The sequence below is a fragment of the Burkholderia sp. BCC1644 genome (assembly GCF_902833225.1).
GTDB lineage: Bacteria > Pseudomonadota > Gammaproteobacteria > Burkholderiales > Burkholderiaceae > Burkholderia.
In genome coordinates this window covers 36,909-53,254 of sequence record NZ_CADFEI010000026.1, presented here as the reverse complement: position 1 = coordinate 53,254, position 16,346 = coordinate 36,909, and the positions used below count along the sequence as shown (strand labels likewise).

Sequence of the window (16,346 nt, the reverse complement as noted above, 5' to 3'; positions counted from 1 at the left end):
AACGAGTCATGCCTGATACCGTGAACACCCGCCGCCGCCTGATCCTGGGCACGACGCTGGCGAGCCTGAGCCTCGCCGACCTCGGGTTCAGCGCGCTGGCGCGTGCGCAGTCCGCCCCCGATGCATCGACCGGGAAGCGTGCAGCCGGCGTGGCGTCGCTGGGCACGATCCACCAGATCGACGCAGGCGTGCTCAGCGTCGGATATGCGGATCTCGGGCCGAAGAAGGGCCCCGTGGTGTTCCTGCTGCACGGCTGGCCGTACGACATCTACAGCTACGCAGAAGTCGCGCCGCTGCTCGTCAAGGCGGGCTATCGCGTGATCGTGCCGTACCTGCGCGGCTACGGCTCGACGACGTTCCGCTCGGCCGACACGGTGCGCAACGGCCAGCAGGCCGTGACGGCCGTCGACATCGTCGCGCTGATGGATGCGCTGAAAATCGACAGTGCCGTGTTCGGCGGCTACGACTGGGGTGCGCGCACGGCCGACATCATCGCGGCGCTGTGGCCGCAGCGCGTGAAGGCGCTGGTGTCGGTAAGCGGCTACCTGATCGGCAGCCAGGAGGCGAATCGCAAGCCGCTGCCGCCGCAGGCCGAATTCCAGTGGTGGTACCAGTTCTACTTCACGACCGAGCGCGGCGAACTCGGCTATGCGGCGAACCGCGATGCGTTCAACAAGCTGATCTGGCAACTCGCGTCGCCGAAGTGGCAGTTCTCCGACGAAACCTATGCGCGCTCGGCCGCGTCGTTCCAGAACCCCGATCACGTGGCCGTCGTGATCCACAACTATCGCTGGCGCCTCGGGCTCGCGAAGGGCGAAGCGCAATACGACGACATCGAGCGGCGTCTTGCGGCCGGCCCGGCGATCACGGTGCCGACCATCACGATGGAAGGCGACGCGAACGGCGCGCCGCATCCGGAACCGGCCGCGTACGCGAAGAAATTCACCGGCAAGTACCAGCACCGGACGATCACCGGCGGCATCGGCCACAACCTGCCGCAGGAAGCGCCGCAGGCGTTTGCCGATGCGATCCTGCAAGTGGAGCATCTCTGATGCGGGCTGCTGGCATGGGGGTATTGCAGCGCGGCGCGCGCCGCGTGCTCGTCGCGGGCGTGCTGCTGGGCGGCGCGCTGTCGGCGAGCGGGCCGGTCGCGTTCGCGGAGCAACCGAAGCCGGACGCGGCAGCATCGCCGATCTACGGCGTGACGATCCCACCTGGCTACCGGAAGTGGGAAATGGTCGCGCCGGCAGAAGAGGCCGCGCCGCTCGACGAACTGCGCGTGGTGCTCGGCAATCCCGTTGCGATCCGCGCGCTCGAACAGGCGACGCTGCCGTTTCCGGACGGCACGATCCTCGTGAAGCTCGCGTACAAGCGCAAGCAGTCCGACGAGTTCGCGTCGGCGACGGTGCCCGGCAAGCCGACGACCGTGCAGGTGATGGTGAAGGATTCGCGGCGTTATGCATCGACGGGCGGCTGGGGCTTCGGGCGCTTCATCAACGGCGTGCCGGCCGATACCGGCCAGCATAAGACGTGCTTTGCGTGTCACCAGGCACTGGTGAAGAACCACGACTACGTGTTCACGCGGCTTGCGCCGTGACGGCGCGTGGGCGCGGCGAAGCCAGCGGACGCGTGCCCCGCGAGGCACGCTGTTCATTGCCGCCCCATCATCCGTGGTGAATGGCGCGCGACTGCGCGCCCCATGACCTTGCTCGTGCCGGCTCCGGCTCCGGCTCCGGCTCCGGCTCCGGCTCCGGCTCCGGCTCCGGCTCCGGATTCGATCCGGCTGCCGTGTGGGGAACGTCGCCTACCCGCGCGATTCCCGTATTGTGACCATTGCCGTGCGTGACGCGGCGACGCGATCCCGGTCGAACGGCTCGCGCCTCCGAGTCATCTGCGTCACCACGAATAGCCCTGCATTCCGTATTTGGTGTCGTGCCGGCGTCCCCACCACGGCAGGTAGGCATTGTTCCCGCCACGCGCGCGGAACCAATCCTTGTCCGGATCGATCGGCGTGAGCGTCGACGGCGGCCTGACGACGACCGCGACGGGATGCGCCGGGTCGGTCGTGCCGGCGACCAATGCGTTACCGCCGAAGTGATTGATCCGGCCGATCGCCAGCGCAACGTCGGTCAATGCGCTGCCGGTTCCCATGTCACCGAGCAGGGCTGCCGTGTTGAATGTCTGTTGCCGGTGATCGTATTCCGGGAGCGTTTCCGTCAGGGTCTGCGTGAGTGCGACGAGACGTGACGAGGCTGCGTCACTGCCTTTCCCTGCGTCGTGCACGATGTACGTGAGATCCGGGACCGCGATGCCGGCATTGCGCGCTGCCTCGCCGATGGTGGCTTTCCACGCCTGCACGATCCGCGTCGTGCCGACCTTCGGCGAAAACGCTTGCGTGTTACCGGTGGCGGCCTTGCCGATCCAGGCGAGCGGTTCGCGCTGCGTATCGAAGTTCGGGCCGGCGAGAAACAGCACGACGAGGTTCTCGTTGATCTGCGCGTCGACCGGCGGAAAATTCGGCGCGTCCCAGTTCACCACCCACACGGTCTTGTCTGGATTGTCCCGCAAGTAGTCCAACGCCTTGTTCAGCGCCGTGAAGCCGGCGTTCGCGCCGCCTTGCGTGAGTTGCACGTCAGGCAGCGTGTCGCGGCTCCACATCGTCGGGAAATACCGATTGCCGATCGAAAACGTCTTTCGAATCGAGTTTTGCAAATAGCTCTGCGAGTCGTCAGCCTCGAGTCGATCCGGGATCGCAAGCTCGACGCGAATGCCTGCCAATTCCCGCCAATCCTTCTTGTTGTCGGGATTCACCGTGTAGAAGTATTTTGGATTTGAGGCATAGCGCGAGAGAAGCAGCAGAGGAAACCTGTACATGTACTTGTGGTAGAAGCCCTTGAACGTCTCCTGGCCTTCGTTTCCATACGCGATACCCGCTACCGATTGCAGCGTGGTAAATATCTTCGGTTCGGTGCGGACCATATCGTCATTCTTGTTTGGCGCGGCGAGCCCCTGCGTCCACAACAATTGCCATTCGGTCGGGTAGTCCTTCCGGTGCAACGGATTCATCCAGATCAGGCCGACAACCTGCGCGACGAACGGCTTCGCCGATGCTTCATCTTCAAGCGCCGTATTCCCTGCAGGCTCCAGGGCAGGCGCGGCTTGTGCAGGACGCGTCATGGCCGTGAGAAACAGGAATACCATCAGCGCAGCCAAGGCGGGTACGACAACGAATCGTTTCATCCAATCTCCAATGTCCAGATGGGCCGGGTAGGGTTGTTCGACGTGCGTCATCAGCGAGGCCATGAGTACGGCGACGACGGGCCATACCGAAATGGCGACGGCGACACGTCGCGGCCATGTTGCGATCAGTGCCTTCAAAACGCACCTCCGACCTTCAGATAAAACTCCCCTTCACGTTCATCGACAATCGCGTCGGGTATATTTCCTTCACCGTTTTCCACATGCACCCATTCCTGTATCGGTAGATCGTCAAGTTTGCCGCGCGAGAAATAGTCGAAGTACTTCTCTCTCGGATTGCCGTCGGGGATGCCTTCCTTCATCCGCCAATCCGCCTCCATGCGCAACGATCTGAGTTGCTGCTCCGTTAGATGGCAGAGGCCCACAGCCACATCGTAAGCAAGCGCCTTTTCTGCGTGATCGGGGTTGGTCATCGTCGTAGAGTGGTTAGTCGGGTTATTGGTGGCCCCGCGATCGAGCCAATCGACAATTTGCTTGTCGCGCCATTCCTTGTAGCCGTCTGGCATCTCGCTTTTACCGTCCTCGCCTATCACGTGACCGTCGCCATCGAGCCATTCGGTGTTCAGCGTGCGACGCGCTTCCATCCGCATCAACGCACGGTCTTCGTAACGCTGCCCGGCCTCGGTTTTTGCCGTACCTTGGGCGACGCTATCCTGGTTTTTTGCCTCGTACTGGTCGTACGGATCATCGGCCCGCTTGTCTGCATCGGTCTTGCTCGCGTCACGCCATGCGGCCGGAGGATCGTTGCCTTCGTTGAAGTCGCTTATCGCGTCGCCGTCTTTCGTTTCGATCGGGTTGCCGAATCGCAACGCCTTGGGCGGGAAGGTTTCGTCGAGGGTCGGGGCGTCCGCCACAACCGTCCAGCCTGCCGGCGGGTCGGCGTTCACACGGAGCATGTTCAATGCCGAACTGATCCCGGTCACGACGAACATGAACGGCGCAGTGGCAAGCGTGGCCGCCATTCCCCAAACGCTTTCGTTCCCCTTGAGCGCGCCGACGAGACTGAATTTGGCGGGGGGTGACGGCGGATACCAGAATCCCGGCGTCTTCCCTTTCTGGATACGCCGCCAGTCATCTTCCCAATACCGATAGGGCTGCTGCACGCCGACGTCGAAGCCGGATGCGAACACGCGCTGCGTCAGGATGCCGGACGCGCCGATATCGTCGAGTTCGTGCTTGCCGATGCCGCGCCAGCCGATGCCTTGAACCGTCACCGCCGAAATCACCTGGTCGTGCGGACAGCAATACGCCGTGACGCGGCCATACGTCGATCGATTCAGGCCGTGCCGGTCGCGATCTTGTTGCGCTGCATATGACCTGTTGCTCGTCGGCGATACCCGCTCGTTCGCCATGTCTTCGTCGATCTTGCCTGCCGGCAGTTCATGCGCTTTGCGAGCTTCGACGATCGACAGAAACTTGCCGAATGTCATCGTGCGCGCGGCGTAGGTCTGTCGCCCGCGCCGGCCGTCGGCGTCTTTCGTCGCGCGCTGCGACCATGTGTCCATGAACGTATCGGAGCTGTTCGGACCGTCTGCACGCGCGAAACTGTACGGGGCATTCGCCAGCACGTAGGCGTCCGCCACGCAATGGCCCTTGCGCCCCCACGGATCCTCGACATCGGGCAATGCGTCGCCGAAGAACGCCGCCGTCAGACCGACGATGTTGCCCTGGCTGTGACATACGACCGTAATGGGTACGTTGGCCTGCATCCGGCGGATCGACTCGATCAGCCTGGCCAGTCGCAACGCAGCGAGCACGCCATAGGAGCGGGGCGGCGCGCGATACAGCGGCCGATTGGTCGGGTTGATGCCTTGCACGGTGATCCATCCGGCTGCCCGGTCGTCGAGGCCACCGTGCCAAAGATCGGGCAGGCTCGAACAGCCGTTCGTGAACGGACCGCCGCCCCAATAGTCCTGCTCGTTCAGAAAGATCTTGTCGCCGTATTCCTTCAGTTCCGCCGCGGTCGCCCGATAGCCCCAACGGAAATGAATCACCGGTGAAAACGACGGATCGGGCTTGATGTAGTTGCCGGACCAAAGCATCGGATTGAGAAACCCATCGGGCGTCACGCTCTCCGTGTACTTCGCGGGCGTCATTTGTCCCGCGTCGATGCCGCGATACTTCAATTGATCGTCAAGGCGACCGAGCCGGCGATTCAGGCCTTTGCACAGCCCGTCCTCCGATGCTTCGAACCATTCTCCCTCGGAGTTCACCCCATGCACGAAGATCACGATACCGGGCAGGGGCATCTGCTTGACACAGATGAGCCGCGTGTCTTTTGCGAACATCGTCACACCCTTGACGCGGCCCACGACGATGGGTGGCGGTGCCGGCCGCGATGTGGTTGCGTCCGGCGTAGCGGCCGGTGCCGCGGGTTCGTCGGTGCGCACATCCGCCGCCGGTCGCGGATCGAGAAGTGAATCGGTCATCCATACTCCTGAGCAGACATTCAACGCTCAACCGTTATCGGACTTATACGAAACAAACAGATAAGTGTCCGAAGTAATCTGGAACGGAGAGCGGCGTCGAGCATAACGAAATGGCGCGTGTGCGAAATGCCGATGCCGGGAAAATGCGCTCAGGGGCGATGGCGACGAACGGAAATTGTCAGAATGTGTTTCGTGACGGAGATCAGGCGTGCGACTCCATCACCGAAACAGGTCGGCCGAAGCGAGCAGTCTCTCAATCCGTTGAGGTTGTCAGGCCCGTTATCCGCCGGCGCCGCCGTACGACGCACTTGCACACGGTGTCGCGTCCTTATCCGGGAGCGATCGAGTCGCTATCGTCCGTACTTGCGTGGCGAATCCGGCGAGTTTGTATCGCACTGTATCTAGCGCTGCTCCGGAAACATCGGATTGCACCGAGACCACGCTTCGGAAACATGGCAGATACGTGGGCGGGTTCTACTGTCGACATGCAGGAAACGTTCGATGCCAGACGATCTGGATCGAATGCCGAATGATCGACTGACCTACTTCGTTCAAGGAGAACGCTCATGAAAGCCGCTCGAATCCTCGCCGTTGCCGTCCTCGCCGTCGCTCCCGTTTTGTCGTTCGCCGATACCGGCCACGGCCTCACGCGTGCCGACGTGCGAGCCGAACTCGTCCGCCTCGAACAGGCCGGCTACAACCCGGCGCGCAGCGAACCGCACTACCCGGAAGACATCATCGCTGCGTTGCAGGTTGCGCGTTCCGACCAGAACGGCCCGTCGAAGTCGCAAGGCGACAACGTGGCCGATGCGTCGACGCCCGCCGGTCATCGCGACGCGACGCAATCGCGCTCCGCACGGAACGCGGCCGACGACCTGTACGCGCATTCGTGATCGAGTGCCGCGCCTGTTGCATGCAGGCGCGGCCTTCGGTGCAGCACTTCATTTGAACAACACGACAGAGAAAGGAGCATGACGATGGCCGGTTTGATGAAACGCGTTCTGGTGTCCGCCGCGGTGATCGGCGGACTGTTCGGTGCGGTCGCGGCGCAGGCTGCGCCGACGGCAGACCTGAAGGGCACGAACGTCGTGCTCGTGCACGGTGCGTTCGCTGACGGGTCGAGCTGGAACCGCGTGATTCCGCTGCTCGAGGCGCGCGGGCTGCACGTGGTGTCGGTGCAGAATCCGCTGAGCTCGCTCGCCGACGATGCGGCCGCGACGAAGCGCGCGATCGACGAGCAGAAGGGGCCGGTCGTGCTGGTCGGCCATTCATGGGCCGGCGTCGTGATCAGCGATGCGGGCAACGACGACAAGGTGAAGTCGCTCGTGTACGTCGCGGCGTTCGCGCCCGACAACGGCCAGTCGATCGCCGATGTCACGCAAGGGCTGCCGGCGCCGGCCTGGGCCGGCGAACTGCGCAAGGATGCAGGCGGTTTCGCCCGTCTGTCGGACAAGGCGATCGCGCAGGATTTCGCGCCGGACCTGCCGCCCGCGCAACAGCGCATCGTTGCCGCGACCCAGGGGCCGTGGTATAGCGGTTGCATCTCGGAGAAGGTCGCGCAGGCCGCGTGGCATGCGAAGCCGTCGACGTTCGTCGTCGCGACGCAGGACAAGATGATCGATCCGGCGCTGCAGGAAACGATGGCGAAGCGGATCGGTGCGACGGTTGCGCGCGTGAACGGCAGCCATGTCGCGATGCTGAGCCAGCCGAAGGCCGTGGCCGACGCGATCATCGCGGCCGCCGAACGCGCGAAGCAGGATACGCAGTGAGTGAACGCGGTGCCGTGCTTTCGTGAGGAAGCGCGGCGCCGTGAGCGTTTGTGATGTCTTTCCACGAGGAGAAGTCATGACCGAACTCTGGCAACTTTCAGCAACCGAACTCGCGAAACGCGTGCGTCAGCGTGAAGTGTCCGCGCGCGAAGTAGCGGACGCCGTGCTCGATCGTCTCGATGCAGTGAATCCGGCGATCAATGCGGTGGTCGAACACCGCCCCGACGACGTGCGACGGCAGGCCGACGAAGTCGATCGCGCGCTCGCGCGTGGCGACGATCCGGGGCCGCTCGCAGGCGTGCCCGTCACCGTGAAGATCAACATCGATCAGGCGGGATTTGCGACGACCAACGGCACGCGCCTGCAGGAAAACCTGATCGCCCAGGCCGACAGCCCGGTGGTCGCCAATATCCGGAAGGCTGGCGGAATCCTGCTGGGCCGCACCAATTCGCCGACGTTCGCATTGCGCTGGTTCACGTCGAATCTCGTGCATGGCCACACACGCAATCCGCGCAACATGTCGCTGACGCCGGGCGGATCGAGCGGCGGTGCGGCGGCCGCGGTGGCGGCCGGGATCGGCCCGCTGGCGGTCGGCACCGACATCGGCGGCTCGGTGCGCTACCCGGCTTATGCGTGTGGCGTGCACGGGATCCGGCCGTCGCTCGGCCGCGTGCCGGCGTTCAATGCGTCGTCGCCCGAGCGTGCGATCGGCGCGCAGCTGATGTCGACGGCGGGGCCGATCGCGCGCACGATCGACGATCTGTCGCTCGCGCTGCGTGCGTTCTCCGCGCCGGACCCGCGCGATCCATGGAACGTGGCCGTGCCGTTCGACGGGCGCGAAGTGCCGAAACGAGCGGCGCTGTGCGTGCGCCCGCGCGGCCTCGAGGTCGTGCCCGAAGTGGAAGCCGCGTTGCGCGATGCCGCCCGCCGGTTGGTCGATGCGGGCTGGACCGTCGACGAGATCGACGACACGCCGCCGATGCGCGAAGCCGCGTTGTTGCAGGAGCAGCTATGGCTCGGCGACGGGTTCGATGCGCTGGCGAATTCGGTCGAGCAGGACGGCGATCCGGGCGCGGCAGCGGTGATTGCCGCGGTGCGCGGCAAGGTGCGCGACCTGCCGGCCGACGTGATCAGCCGGGCGCTGGTCCGGCGCACGACGCTGACGCGGCAATGGCGGCTGTTTCTCGATGAATATCCGGTGTTGCTGCTGCCCGTTTCGTCGGAACTGCCGTTCGCCGACGATCTTGACCGTCAGGGGCCGGACGGCTTCGAGCGCGTATGGGAAGCGCAACTCACGTTGCGCGCGCTGCCCGCGATGGGGTTGCCGGGGCTGGCCGTCACGACGTCGCTCGTGAACGGCGTGCCGGTGGGCGTGCAGGTGGTGGCCACGCATCATCGCGAGGATCTGTGTCTGCTCGCCGGGCGCGACATCGAAGCGCGTGGCGTGCCGATCGTGCCGGTCGATCCGCTGTCGTGATGGTCTGATGGGCGCATGCATCGGCGATGCATGTGCCATTCGCACCTGCCAGTCGTTCCATTTCGGATTCCATGACAACGCGGCGCGCGCCGCGTTGATCGTCTCTCTCTTCCTTTCAAACCCTTCGATGCATGACATCGAGCGGCCCTCGTCCCGCATTTCCAGCCCGCCAGCGAGCCCGCGCCGATAGCGCGCGTCTGCTATTGCATTCCCCGCGGCGCTGATTAGGAAATGAATTTTTATTGGTTCTGCTTACCCGAGCGCACTCGCATAGTGGCGCTGACGGCTATAGACAGCACGCAAGCTGCAACGGCCGAATTCCCGGTGTTTTTGTTCATACGAATCTACGAAAACAAGGAAGTGTCATGACGGTTGGACTGGAAGAACGAACCGCTGCACAGCAGGCGCTCGACGACGCGCGCGCGGCGGCGGTGGCGGCCGGCACGCCCTATGCGGGCGGCGTTGCGCCGGAAGCCGCGTGGGCGTTGTTCTCGGCCGGCGATGCGTTGCTGGTGGACGTACGCACGGCGGAGGAACGGAAATTCGTCGGCCACGTGCCGGAGTCGCTGCATGTGCCGTGGGCGACCGGCACGAGCCTGACGCGCAACCCGCGCTTCGTGCGCGAGCTGGAAGCGAAGACCGGCAAGGAGGCCGTCGTGCTGTTGTTGTGCCGCAGCGGAAACCGCTCGGCGCAGGCGGCCGAGGCCGCGACGAAGGGTGGTTTCACGCAGGTATTCAATGTGCTCGAAGGCTTCGAGGGCGACCTCGACGAGCGGCAGCATCGCGGTAGCCAGAACGGTTGGCGCTTGCGCGGGCTGCCGTGGGCGCAGGACTGATTCACGGCCGGGACAGGGAGAAAGCAGCATGGCCGCATTCGACATCGACGACATCGTTCAATCGCTGCAGACGGTGCGCCGCGCATGGCGCGAGAAGCAGCGGCGCTCGCTCGAACCGGGCGGGCGCGACCTGCCGGCGCGCGAGGCGCTTGCGCAGATCATCGGCGCGCTGAAGGGCGTGCTGTTCCCGATGCGGCTCGGGCCGCCGGATCTTCGGCAGGAAAGCGAGAACTTCCACGTGGCCCATGCGCTCGACGCGGCGCTGAATGCGCTGCTCGCGCAGGTGACGCTCGAATTGCGTTACGCGGCGCGCCAGCGCAATGCCGACGGGCCGCCGCCCGATCGCGTCGATGACGCGGCGTCGAAAGCCGTGCAGGCCTTTGCCGCGCGATTGCCCGAGATCCGCCGGCTGCTCGACAGCGACGTGCTGGCCGCGTTCCACGGCGATCCGGCAGCCGGCAGCGTCGACGAGGTGCTGCTGTGCTACCCGGGCATCCTCGCGATGATTCACCACCGGCTCGCGCACGAACTGTACGGGCTCGGCCTGCCGCTGCTTGCGCGGATCATCGCCGAACAGGCGCATGCGGAAACGGGCATCGACATTCATCCGGGCGCGCGTATCGGCGCGGGCTTCTTCATCGATCACGGCACGGGCGTGGTGATCGGCGAGACGGCGATCATCGGCGAGCGCGTGCGCGTGTACCAGGCCGTCACGCTCGGCGCGAAGCGCTTCCCGCGCGATGCGGCCGGCCATCTGGAGAAAGGGCTCGCACGCCATCCGATCGTCGAGGACGACGTCGTGATCTATGCGGGCGCGACCATCCTCGGCCGCGTGACGATCGGACGCGGCGCGGTGATCGGCGGCAACGTCTGGCTCACGCAGGACGTGCCGGCCGGCGAAAACGTCACGCAGGCCGTGCTGCGCAGCGAAGCGAACGCCGCGCCGCGCGCGGCGGCGCGGGTCGCCTAGGAGGCGCGATGAGCGACCTCATCCATCACTTCGGCGCCAACGTGCGCAAGCTGCGCGAAGCCCGCACGTGGTCGCAGGAGCAACTGGCCGAGCACGCGGGGCTGAACCGTTCGTATGTCGGCGAGATCGAGCGCGGCGAGGCGATCGCGTCGATCGTCACGGCCGACAAGATCGCGCGCGCGTTCGACGTTTCGATCTCGATGCTGCTGCCGGGCGTGTACGTCACCTGAGGCCGCGTCGCACCGTTTCCCGTTCGGTTGCACCGCCTGACGGCTATAGCATGTTGAGCCGGCAGGGGCGAGCTTCCGATAATCACCCAGCGTCATAAGCAATCCCGTTTTTCATCTTAAGAACCCGGAGCCCCACATGTCGACCGTTGCAAGCGGCACGGCCGCGCTGAGCGATCACGCCGCCCGCCAACTAGCGAACGCTACCAAGACCGTCCCCCAGCTTTCCACGATCACGCCGCGCTGGCTGACCCATCTGCTGCAATGGGTGCCGGTTGAGGCCGGCATCTATCGCCTGAACCAGGTGAAGAACCCGGAAGCCGTGCGCGCCGCGTGTACGCAGCTCGAGGACGAAAGCGTGCTGCCGCAGACCTTCGTGCCGTACGAGGAACAGCCGCGCGAATACTTCCTGAATGCGGTCAGCACGGTGCTCGACGTGCATACGCGGATCTCCGATCTTTACAGCAGTCCTCATGACCAGATCAAGGAACAGCTGCGCCTGACGATCGAGACGATCAAGGAACTGCAGGAAAGCCAGCTGATCAACAACCCCGACTACGGGCTGCTCGCGAACGTGACGGACGACCAGCGGATCTTCCCGCTGACGGGCGCGCCGACGCCGGACGATCTCGACGAGCTGCTGACGAAGGTGTGGAAGGAGCCGGCGTTCTTCCTCACGCACCCGCTCGCGATCGCCGCGTTCGGCCGCGAATGCACGCGGCGCGGCGTGCCGCCGCCGACGGTCAGCCTGTTCGGCTCGCAGTTCCTCACGTGGCGCGGCATTCCGCTGATCCCGTCGGACAAGGTGCCCGTTGCGGACGGCAAGACCAAGATCCTGCTGCTGCGTGTCGGCGACAAGCGCCAGGGTGTGGTCGGCCTGTATCAGCCGGGCGTCGCGGGCGAGCAGGGCCCGGGCCTGTCGGTGCGCTTCATGGGGATCAACAACCAGGCGATCGCGTCGTACCTGATCTCGCTGTATTGCTCGCTCGCGGTCCATTCGCCGGATGCGCTGGCTGTCCTCGATGATGTCGAAATCGCCAAGTTCCATGACTATCCCGACACCTACCGTTAATCCCGGCCTGGCCGGCGGCGACGCGCACGCGCTGCCGCACGCGCCGTTGCCGGCCGGCTTGCCCGATCCCGCGACGCTTGCGCGGCTCGCGTCCGAGTTCTTCTCGACGCCGCCCGGGCAGGCCACCGCGCCCGGGTTGTCGGCCGGCAGCGGTGCGGCCGGCGGCGTGCCGTCCGCGTTGCCGGCCGCCGCGCCGATCCTCGCGTCGGTCAGCAACCCGGTGCCGGGCGGTTCGCCGCTCGCGGGGCCGGGCGGAGCGGGCACCGGCGTGCCGGGGCTCGCGCTGCCGCAGGGCAAGGTACCCGGCGCGAACCTTGCGCCGTCCGCGCCGACCCACGTGCTGTCGCTCGGCAACCGCGCACCGGCGCTTGCGCCGCATGCGGCCGCGCAGAACGGGCTGCCCGACAACGCCGTGTCGATCGCGCCCGCGCTCGAACCGCGTGTCGGCGGCGCGGCGCTGGGCGTGCCGCAGGTGAATGCGCCGGCACCGGAAGGCGCGGCGAAGGCGTCGCCGTACTACTTCACCGACGGTTCGTTGCAGGGCTGGCAGGCGACGCCGCAGGATATCGTCGTGCCGTCGAACGGCCTTGCGTCGCCGGAAGCGTTCGGGCTGCCGGGCGACGACGCGCTGCGCGAGTTGCTCGCCGTGCATCGCGACGTGCCGGGGTCGCGTGCATCGGGCGCCGACGTGCCGCGTTACTTCATCGACGATACGCACGCAGCCGAACCGCAAGGTCAGTTGCATCGCGGCGCGCATCCGCCGTTCGACGTGAACGCGATCCGCCGCGATTTCCCGATCCTGCAGGAGCGCGTGAACGGCAAGCAGCTCGTCTGGTTCGACAACGCGGCGACGACGCACAAGCCGCAGGCCGTGATCGACCGGCTCGCCTACTTCTACGCACACGAGAACTCGAACATTCACCGCGCGGCACATGCGCTGGCCGGCCGCGCGACGGATGCCTACGAGCATGCGCGGGAAACGGTGCAGCGCTTCATCGGCGCATCGTCGCCCGACGAGATCGTGTTCGTCCGCGGCACGACCGAGGCGATCAACCTGATCGCGAAGTCGTGGGGCGTGCAGAACGTCGGCGAAGGCGACGAGATCGTCGTGTCGAACCTCGAGCATCACGCGAACATCGTGCCGTGGCAGCAGCTTGCCGCGCAGAAAGGCGCGAAGCTGCGCGTGATTCCGGTCGACGATTCGGGGCAGGTGCTGCTCGACGAATACCGGAAGCTGCTCAACGACCGCACGAAGATCGTGTCCGTCACGCAGGTGTCGAACGCGCTGGGTACGGTCGTGCCGGTGAAGGAGATCATCGAGCTTGCGCATCGCGCGGGCGCGAAGGCGCTCGTCGACGGCGCGCAGTCGATCTCGCACATGCGCGTGGACGTGCAGGCGCTCGATGCGGATTTCTTCGTGTTCTCCGGGCACAAGATCTACGGGCCGACCGGGATCGGCGTCGTGTACGGCAAGCGCGCGATCCTCGACGACATGCCGCCGTGGCAAGGCGGCGGCAACATGATCGCGGACGTGACGTTCGAGCGCACGGTGTTTCAGCCGCCGCCCAATCGTTTCGAGGCCGGCACCGGCAACATCGCCGATGCGGTGGGGCTCGGCGCGGCGCTCGACTACGTGAACCGCGTCGGCATCGAGAACATCGCGCGTTACGAGCACGACCTGCTCGCGTATGCGACGAGCGTGCTCGCGCCGGTGCCGGGCGTGCGGCTCGTCGGCACGGCGCGCGACAAGGCGAGCGTGCTGTCGTTCGTGCTGAAGGGTTATGAAACCGAGGAGGTCGGGCAGGCGCTGAACGAAGAGGGCATCGCGGTGCGCTCGGGGCATCACTGCGCCCAGCCGATCCTGCGGCGTTTCGGGCTCGAGGCGACGGTGCGCCCGTCGCTTGCGTTCTACAACACGTGCGACGAGGTCGATGCGCTGGTGCGTGTCGTGCGGCGACTGGCGACGCGTCGTTGAGGTTGCACGCTTGCGGCGGCCCGTTCGGGGCGCCGCAAGCGCTTTCCTGTTACCCGGTCAGAACCGTACGACCGGTTTCTTCTCGACGCTGAAGCCGTCGCGCAGCACGCATGCGGAATCGGCGAAGTAGCGGCGGGTCTCCGACAGCAGGTCGGTGTTGCCGCGCCGACAGAACACCACGCCCGATCCTTCCTCCGTCAGCAGTTCGTCGATCAGCGATTCGGGTTGCCCGATATCGGCGAGGTGGACGTTCTGCACGCCGTGCGCGAGTGCATCGAGTGCCTCCCGCACGCAAGGCGCCGCATCGGCGGCCGGATGCTCGGCGAGCCATTGTTCGAGTTCCGTGATGCCATACAGCCCGGCAAGCTCGCCAAGCTCGTGCAGCAACGCGTTGCCGACCATCATCACCAGCGTGACCGCGCCCGTGCGTTGCGCGAACAGGCTGCCGAGGCGTTCCGGGCGCAGCAGGTGGTCGTGACCCGCGTCGTCCGGTGCGACCGGCATCACGACCGGCACCAACCCGCTTTCCAGAAAGGCATTCAACGCGGCGCCGTCGAACCGCGCGACCTCGCTCGTGTTGGTGCCGTCGGGTTCCGCGCTGGCGACCAGCAGGCCGCCGTCGTGACCGTCGATGCCGATCGCCCTGGCGCCGTGACTGCCGATCAGGCGCACCAGTTCATGATTGATGGCGGCCATCGCGGCGTGCGCGGTGTGGACCGAATGCGTATCGGACTCGGCCGGCCGGCCCTGGACGACGATCGGACGAACGCCGGTGAGTGCGAGCAGTGCGACATCCTGCGCGAAGGCCGCGCGGGTGCGCGCGTCGTTCGCGGCGCCATCGTCGACGATGACGACGGTCTGCCCGTGGAGGGCCTGCATGAACGGCAGCGAGCGGGCCAGGCCGGCTACGCGCCGCGACGCAGGAGTGGGACTTTCAGGGTCTGGGAACATGGGAATCCGAAAGGATGAAGGGAGTGCCTGTCGCCGCGTCGTGCGGCATCAGTGGGTGTGTTGCATCAGCCGGTGAATTTCGCCGGGCGTCTGCGCGTCGCGCGACGCCTGCCGGAACGGGCGCTCGCTGAAACACCGCGCCGCGTCGGCGAGCAGTTCGAGGTGCGCGCGGTCGTCCGCTTGCGGCAGGACCAGCACGATGAATTCGCGCACGGGTTTGCGGTCCGGTGCGTTGAACGTGAACGGGTACAGCGCGCGAACGAACAGTGCGACGGCCGAGCCGAGCCCGTCGACGCGCGCATGCGGAATCGCGACGCCCTGGCCGAGACCGGTCGAGCCGAGTCGCTCGCGCCTGATGAGTTCGGTCCGGATCCGTTCGGCGGACACGCCGCTCGTGCGCTCGATATGGCGCGCGACGAGGTCGAACAGCTGGATCGCGCTTTCCACCGGGACGTCGAGCAGGATGCGCTCCGGCGGACAGGCGTCGGCCAGCCGGGTCGCGAGCGGCGTGCCGCCGCGTCGGTGGGGAAGGTCGGGTTGGCCGCCGGCGGCGGCCTGCTGCGTTTGCATGCGGATCTCTCCGTGTCGGGATGACACGGAAATCCTAGACAAAACCGCGTAAAGACGGTGTCAGAGACGTAGGGGCCTGGTATTAAAATTTCGTATCGATCGCGGTTGGAACCGTGCCCGATACCGGTGCCTCAGGTACCCGACAGCACAAACGGCAACGTCGTCAGCAGAAAGACCGAAATGCCGACGACCGGCGCACCGAACGCGATCGCCGCGAACGCCACCGCGGCGCTGGTCAGCACGAGCGTTCTCGACAGCCGGCGGTGCCGGCCGTGCGCGATTGTCCTGTTGTCGCGGATTGCATCGGTCCGCGCGCCGATCACGTGTTTCCAGAACGTCAGGCCAAGCATGATTGCTCCTGTATGAAGGACGACCGGGACGCGGCGCGCGATGCGCCGCGCAAGCGTGTCAACTGCGCTCGAGCTTGAGCACGCGCGAGATCTGCGCGGCCGTGAAGCCGCTGTTGCGCACGTAAGGCGCACAGTCGAGCGGCGCCGTGAGCGATTCGCTGACGACGTACCGGCCGACGAAGCGATAGGCGTCGGTTGCCATCTTGATGAACACCGGAATCGCATCGCGTTGCGCGGCGAGCGTCCTGCCGGCCGAGCGCGCGGACGCGCTGCCGTCGCAGAGGATGACGTCGGGCGCGTGCGGGTTGAGGTCCGTGCGCAGGCAGGCGGCCACGACCTTGCCGTTCTTCGTCGGCAGGAATCCCTGCTTGCTGCCGCCGCAGGCGGTGTGGATGAATTCGCGTGTGTACTGCTTGTCGATCTCGAACATGAACGGGCTCCGGAAACGGAAACTTCCCAGCA

The 16,346-nt window shown here is 65.9% G+C and carries 15 protein-coding genes and 1 pseudogene; 10 read left to right on the top strand and 6 right to left on the bottom strand.

All coding sequences use genetic code 11. From position 1 onward, the window contains the following. Window positions 1-8: 8 nt before the first annotated feature. Both HWX87_RS34355 and HWX87_RS34350 read left to right on the top strand, forming a co-directional pair. Window positions 9-1,052, top strand: a complete 1,044-nt coding sequence (locus HWX87_RS34355; protein WP_176051313.1) for an alpha/beta hydrolase — start codon at window positions 9-11, stop codon at window positions 1,050-1,052. After that, window positions 1,052-1,597 (top strand): cytochrome P460 family protein, encoded by a 546-nt coding sequence (locus HWX87_RS34350; RefSeq protein WP_176051312.1) that lies wholly within the window; start codon window positions 1,052-1,054, stop codon window positions 1,595-1,597. Before HWX87_RS34355 ends, HWX87_RS34350 begins: the two co-directional genes overlap by 1 nt. A 299-nt stretch (window positions 1,598-1,896) precedes the next feature. Here the strand turns inward: HWX87_RS34350 and HWX87_RS34345 are convergent, their stop codons facing one another. Continuing rightward, on the bottom strand, window positions 1,897-3,240 hold the full coding sequence (locus HWX87_RS34345; protein WP_176051348.1) for a virulence factor: 1,344 nt from the start codon (window positions 3,238-3,240) through the stop codon (window positions 1,897-1,899). Window positions 3,241-3,374: 134 nt separating this feature from the next. Continuing rightward, a complete protein-coding gene (locus tag HWX87_RS34340; protein ID WP_176051311.1) occupies window positions 3,375-5,687 on the bottom strand; it encodes a hypothetical protein in 2,313 nt (770 codons plus the stop codon). 563 nt (window positions 5,688-6,250) lie between these two features. On the opposite strand from HWX87_RS34340, the pseudogene HWX87_RS34335 reads away from it, so the two are divergent. From HWX87_RS34335 to HWX87_RS34300, 8 genes and pseudogenes are all read left to right on the top strand, one after another. Next, window positions 6,251-6,580: pseudogene (locus HWX87_RS34335) on the top strand (DUF4148 domain-containing protein); the annotation flags it as partial. Window positions 6,581-6,664: 84 nt separating this feature from the next. Then, complete coding sequence (locus HWX87_RS34330) at window positions 6,665-7,456, top strand: alpha/beta hydrolase (protein ID WP_176051309.1); 792 nt, start codon at window positions 6,665-6,667, stop codon at window positions 7,454-7,456. A 76-nt stretch (window positions 7,457-7,532) separates the two neighbouring features. Beyond that, entirely contained in the window at window positions 7,533-8,933 is a 1,401-nt protein-coding gene (locus HWX87_RS34325) for an amidase family protein (RefSeq protein WP_176051308.1), read from the top strand. A 365-nt stretch (window positions 8,934-9,298) separates the two neighbouring features. Further along, window positions 9,299-9,769 carry a rhodanese-like domain-containing protein gene (locus HWX87_RS34320; RefSeq protein WP_176051307.1) on the top strand — a complete coding sequence of 157 codons (471 nt, stop codon included), beginning with the start codon at window positions 9,299-9,301 and terminating at the stop codon, window positions 9,767-9,769. A 28-nt stretch (window positions 9,770-9,797) separates the two neighbouring features. After that, on the top strand, window positions 9,798-10,739 hold the full coding sequence (epsC, locus tag HWX87_RS34315; RefSeq protein ID WP_176051306.1) for a serine O-acetyltransferase EpsC: 942 nt from the start codon (window positions 9,798-9,800) through the stop codon (window positions 10,737-10,739). Window positions 10,740-10,747: 8 nt separating this feature from the next. Beyond that, complete coding sequence (locus HWX87_RS34310; protein WP_059237663.1) at window positions 10,748-10,969, top strand: helix-turn-helix transcriptional regulator; 222 nt, start codon at window positions 10,748-10,750, stop codon at window positions 10,967-10,969. 136 nt (window positions 10,970-11,105) lie between these two features. Continuing rightward, complete coding sequence (locus tag HWX87_RS34305) at window positions 11,106-12,038, top strand: family 2A encapsulin nanocompartment shell protein (protein ID WP_021156739.1); 933 nt, start codon at window positions 11,106-11,108, stop codon at window positions 12,036-12,038. Continuing rightward, entirely contained in the window at window positions 12,013-14,013 is a 2,001-nt protein-coding gene (locus HWX87_RS34300) for a family 2A encapsulin nanocompartment cargo protein cysteine desulfurase (protein ID WP_176051305.1), read from the top strand. Before HWX87_RS34305 ends, HWX87_RS34300 begins: the two co-directional genes overlap by 26 nt. Before the next feature lie 57 nt (window positions 14,014-14,070). Here the strand turns inward: HWX87_RS34300 and HWX87_RS34295 are convergent, their stop codons facing one another. The 4 genes from HWX87_RS34295 to HWX87_RS34280 all read right to left on the bottom strand — a co-directional run bounded on the left by HWX87_RS34295 (window position 14,071) and on the right by HWX87_RS34280 (window position 16,314). After that, window positions 14,071-14,964: an acetylglutamate kinase gene (locus tag HWX87_RS34295; RefSeq protein WP_176051304.1), complete on the bottom strand. Its 894-nt coding sequence runs from the start codon at window positions 14,962-14,964 to the stop codon at window positions 14,071-14,073. Window positions 14,965-15,012: 48 nt separating this feature from the next. Then, entirely contained in the window at window positions 15,013-15,534 is a 522-nt protein-coding gene (locus HWX87_RS34290) for a PTS sugar transporter subunit IIA (protein ID WP_176051303.1), read from the bottom strand. 131 nt (window positions 15,535-15,665) lie between these two features. After that, on the bottom strand, window positions 15,666-15,884 hold the full coding sequence (locus tag HWX87_RS34285; protein ID WP_244137809.1) for a hypothetical protein: 219 nt from the start codon (window positions 15,882-15,884) through the stop codon (window positions 15,666-15,668). Window positions 15,885-15,942: 58 nt separating this feature from the next. Beyond that, a complete protein-coding gene (locus HWX87_RS34280; RefSeq protein ID WP_176051302.1) occupies window positions 15,943-16,314 on the bottom strand; it encodes a DUF6697 family protein in 372 nt (123 codons plus the stop codon). Window positions 16,315-16,346 lie beyond the last annotated feature (32 nt).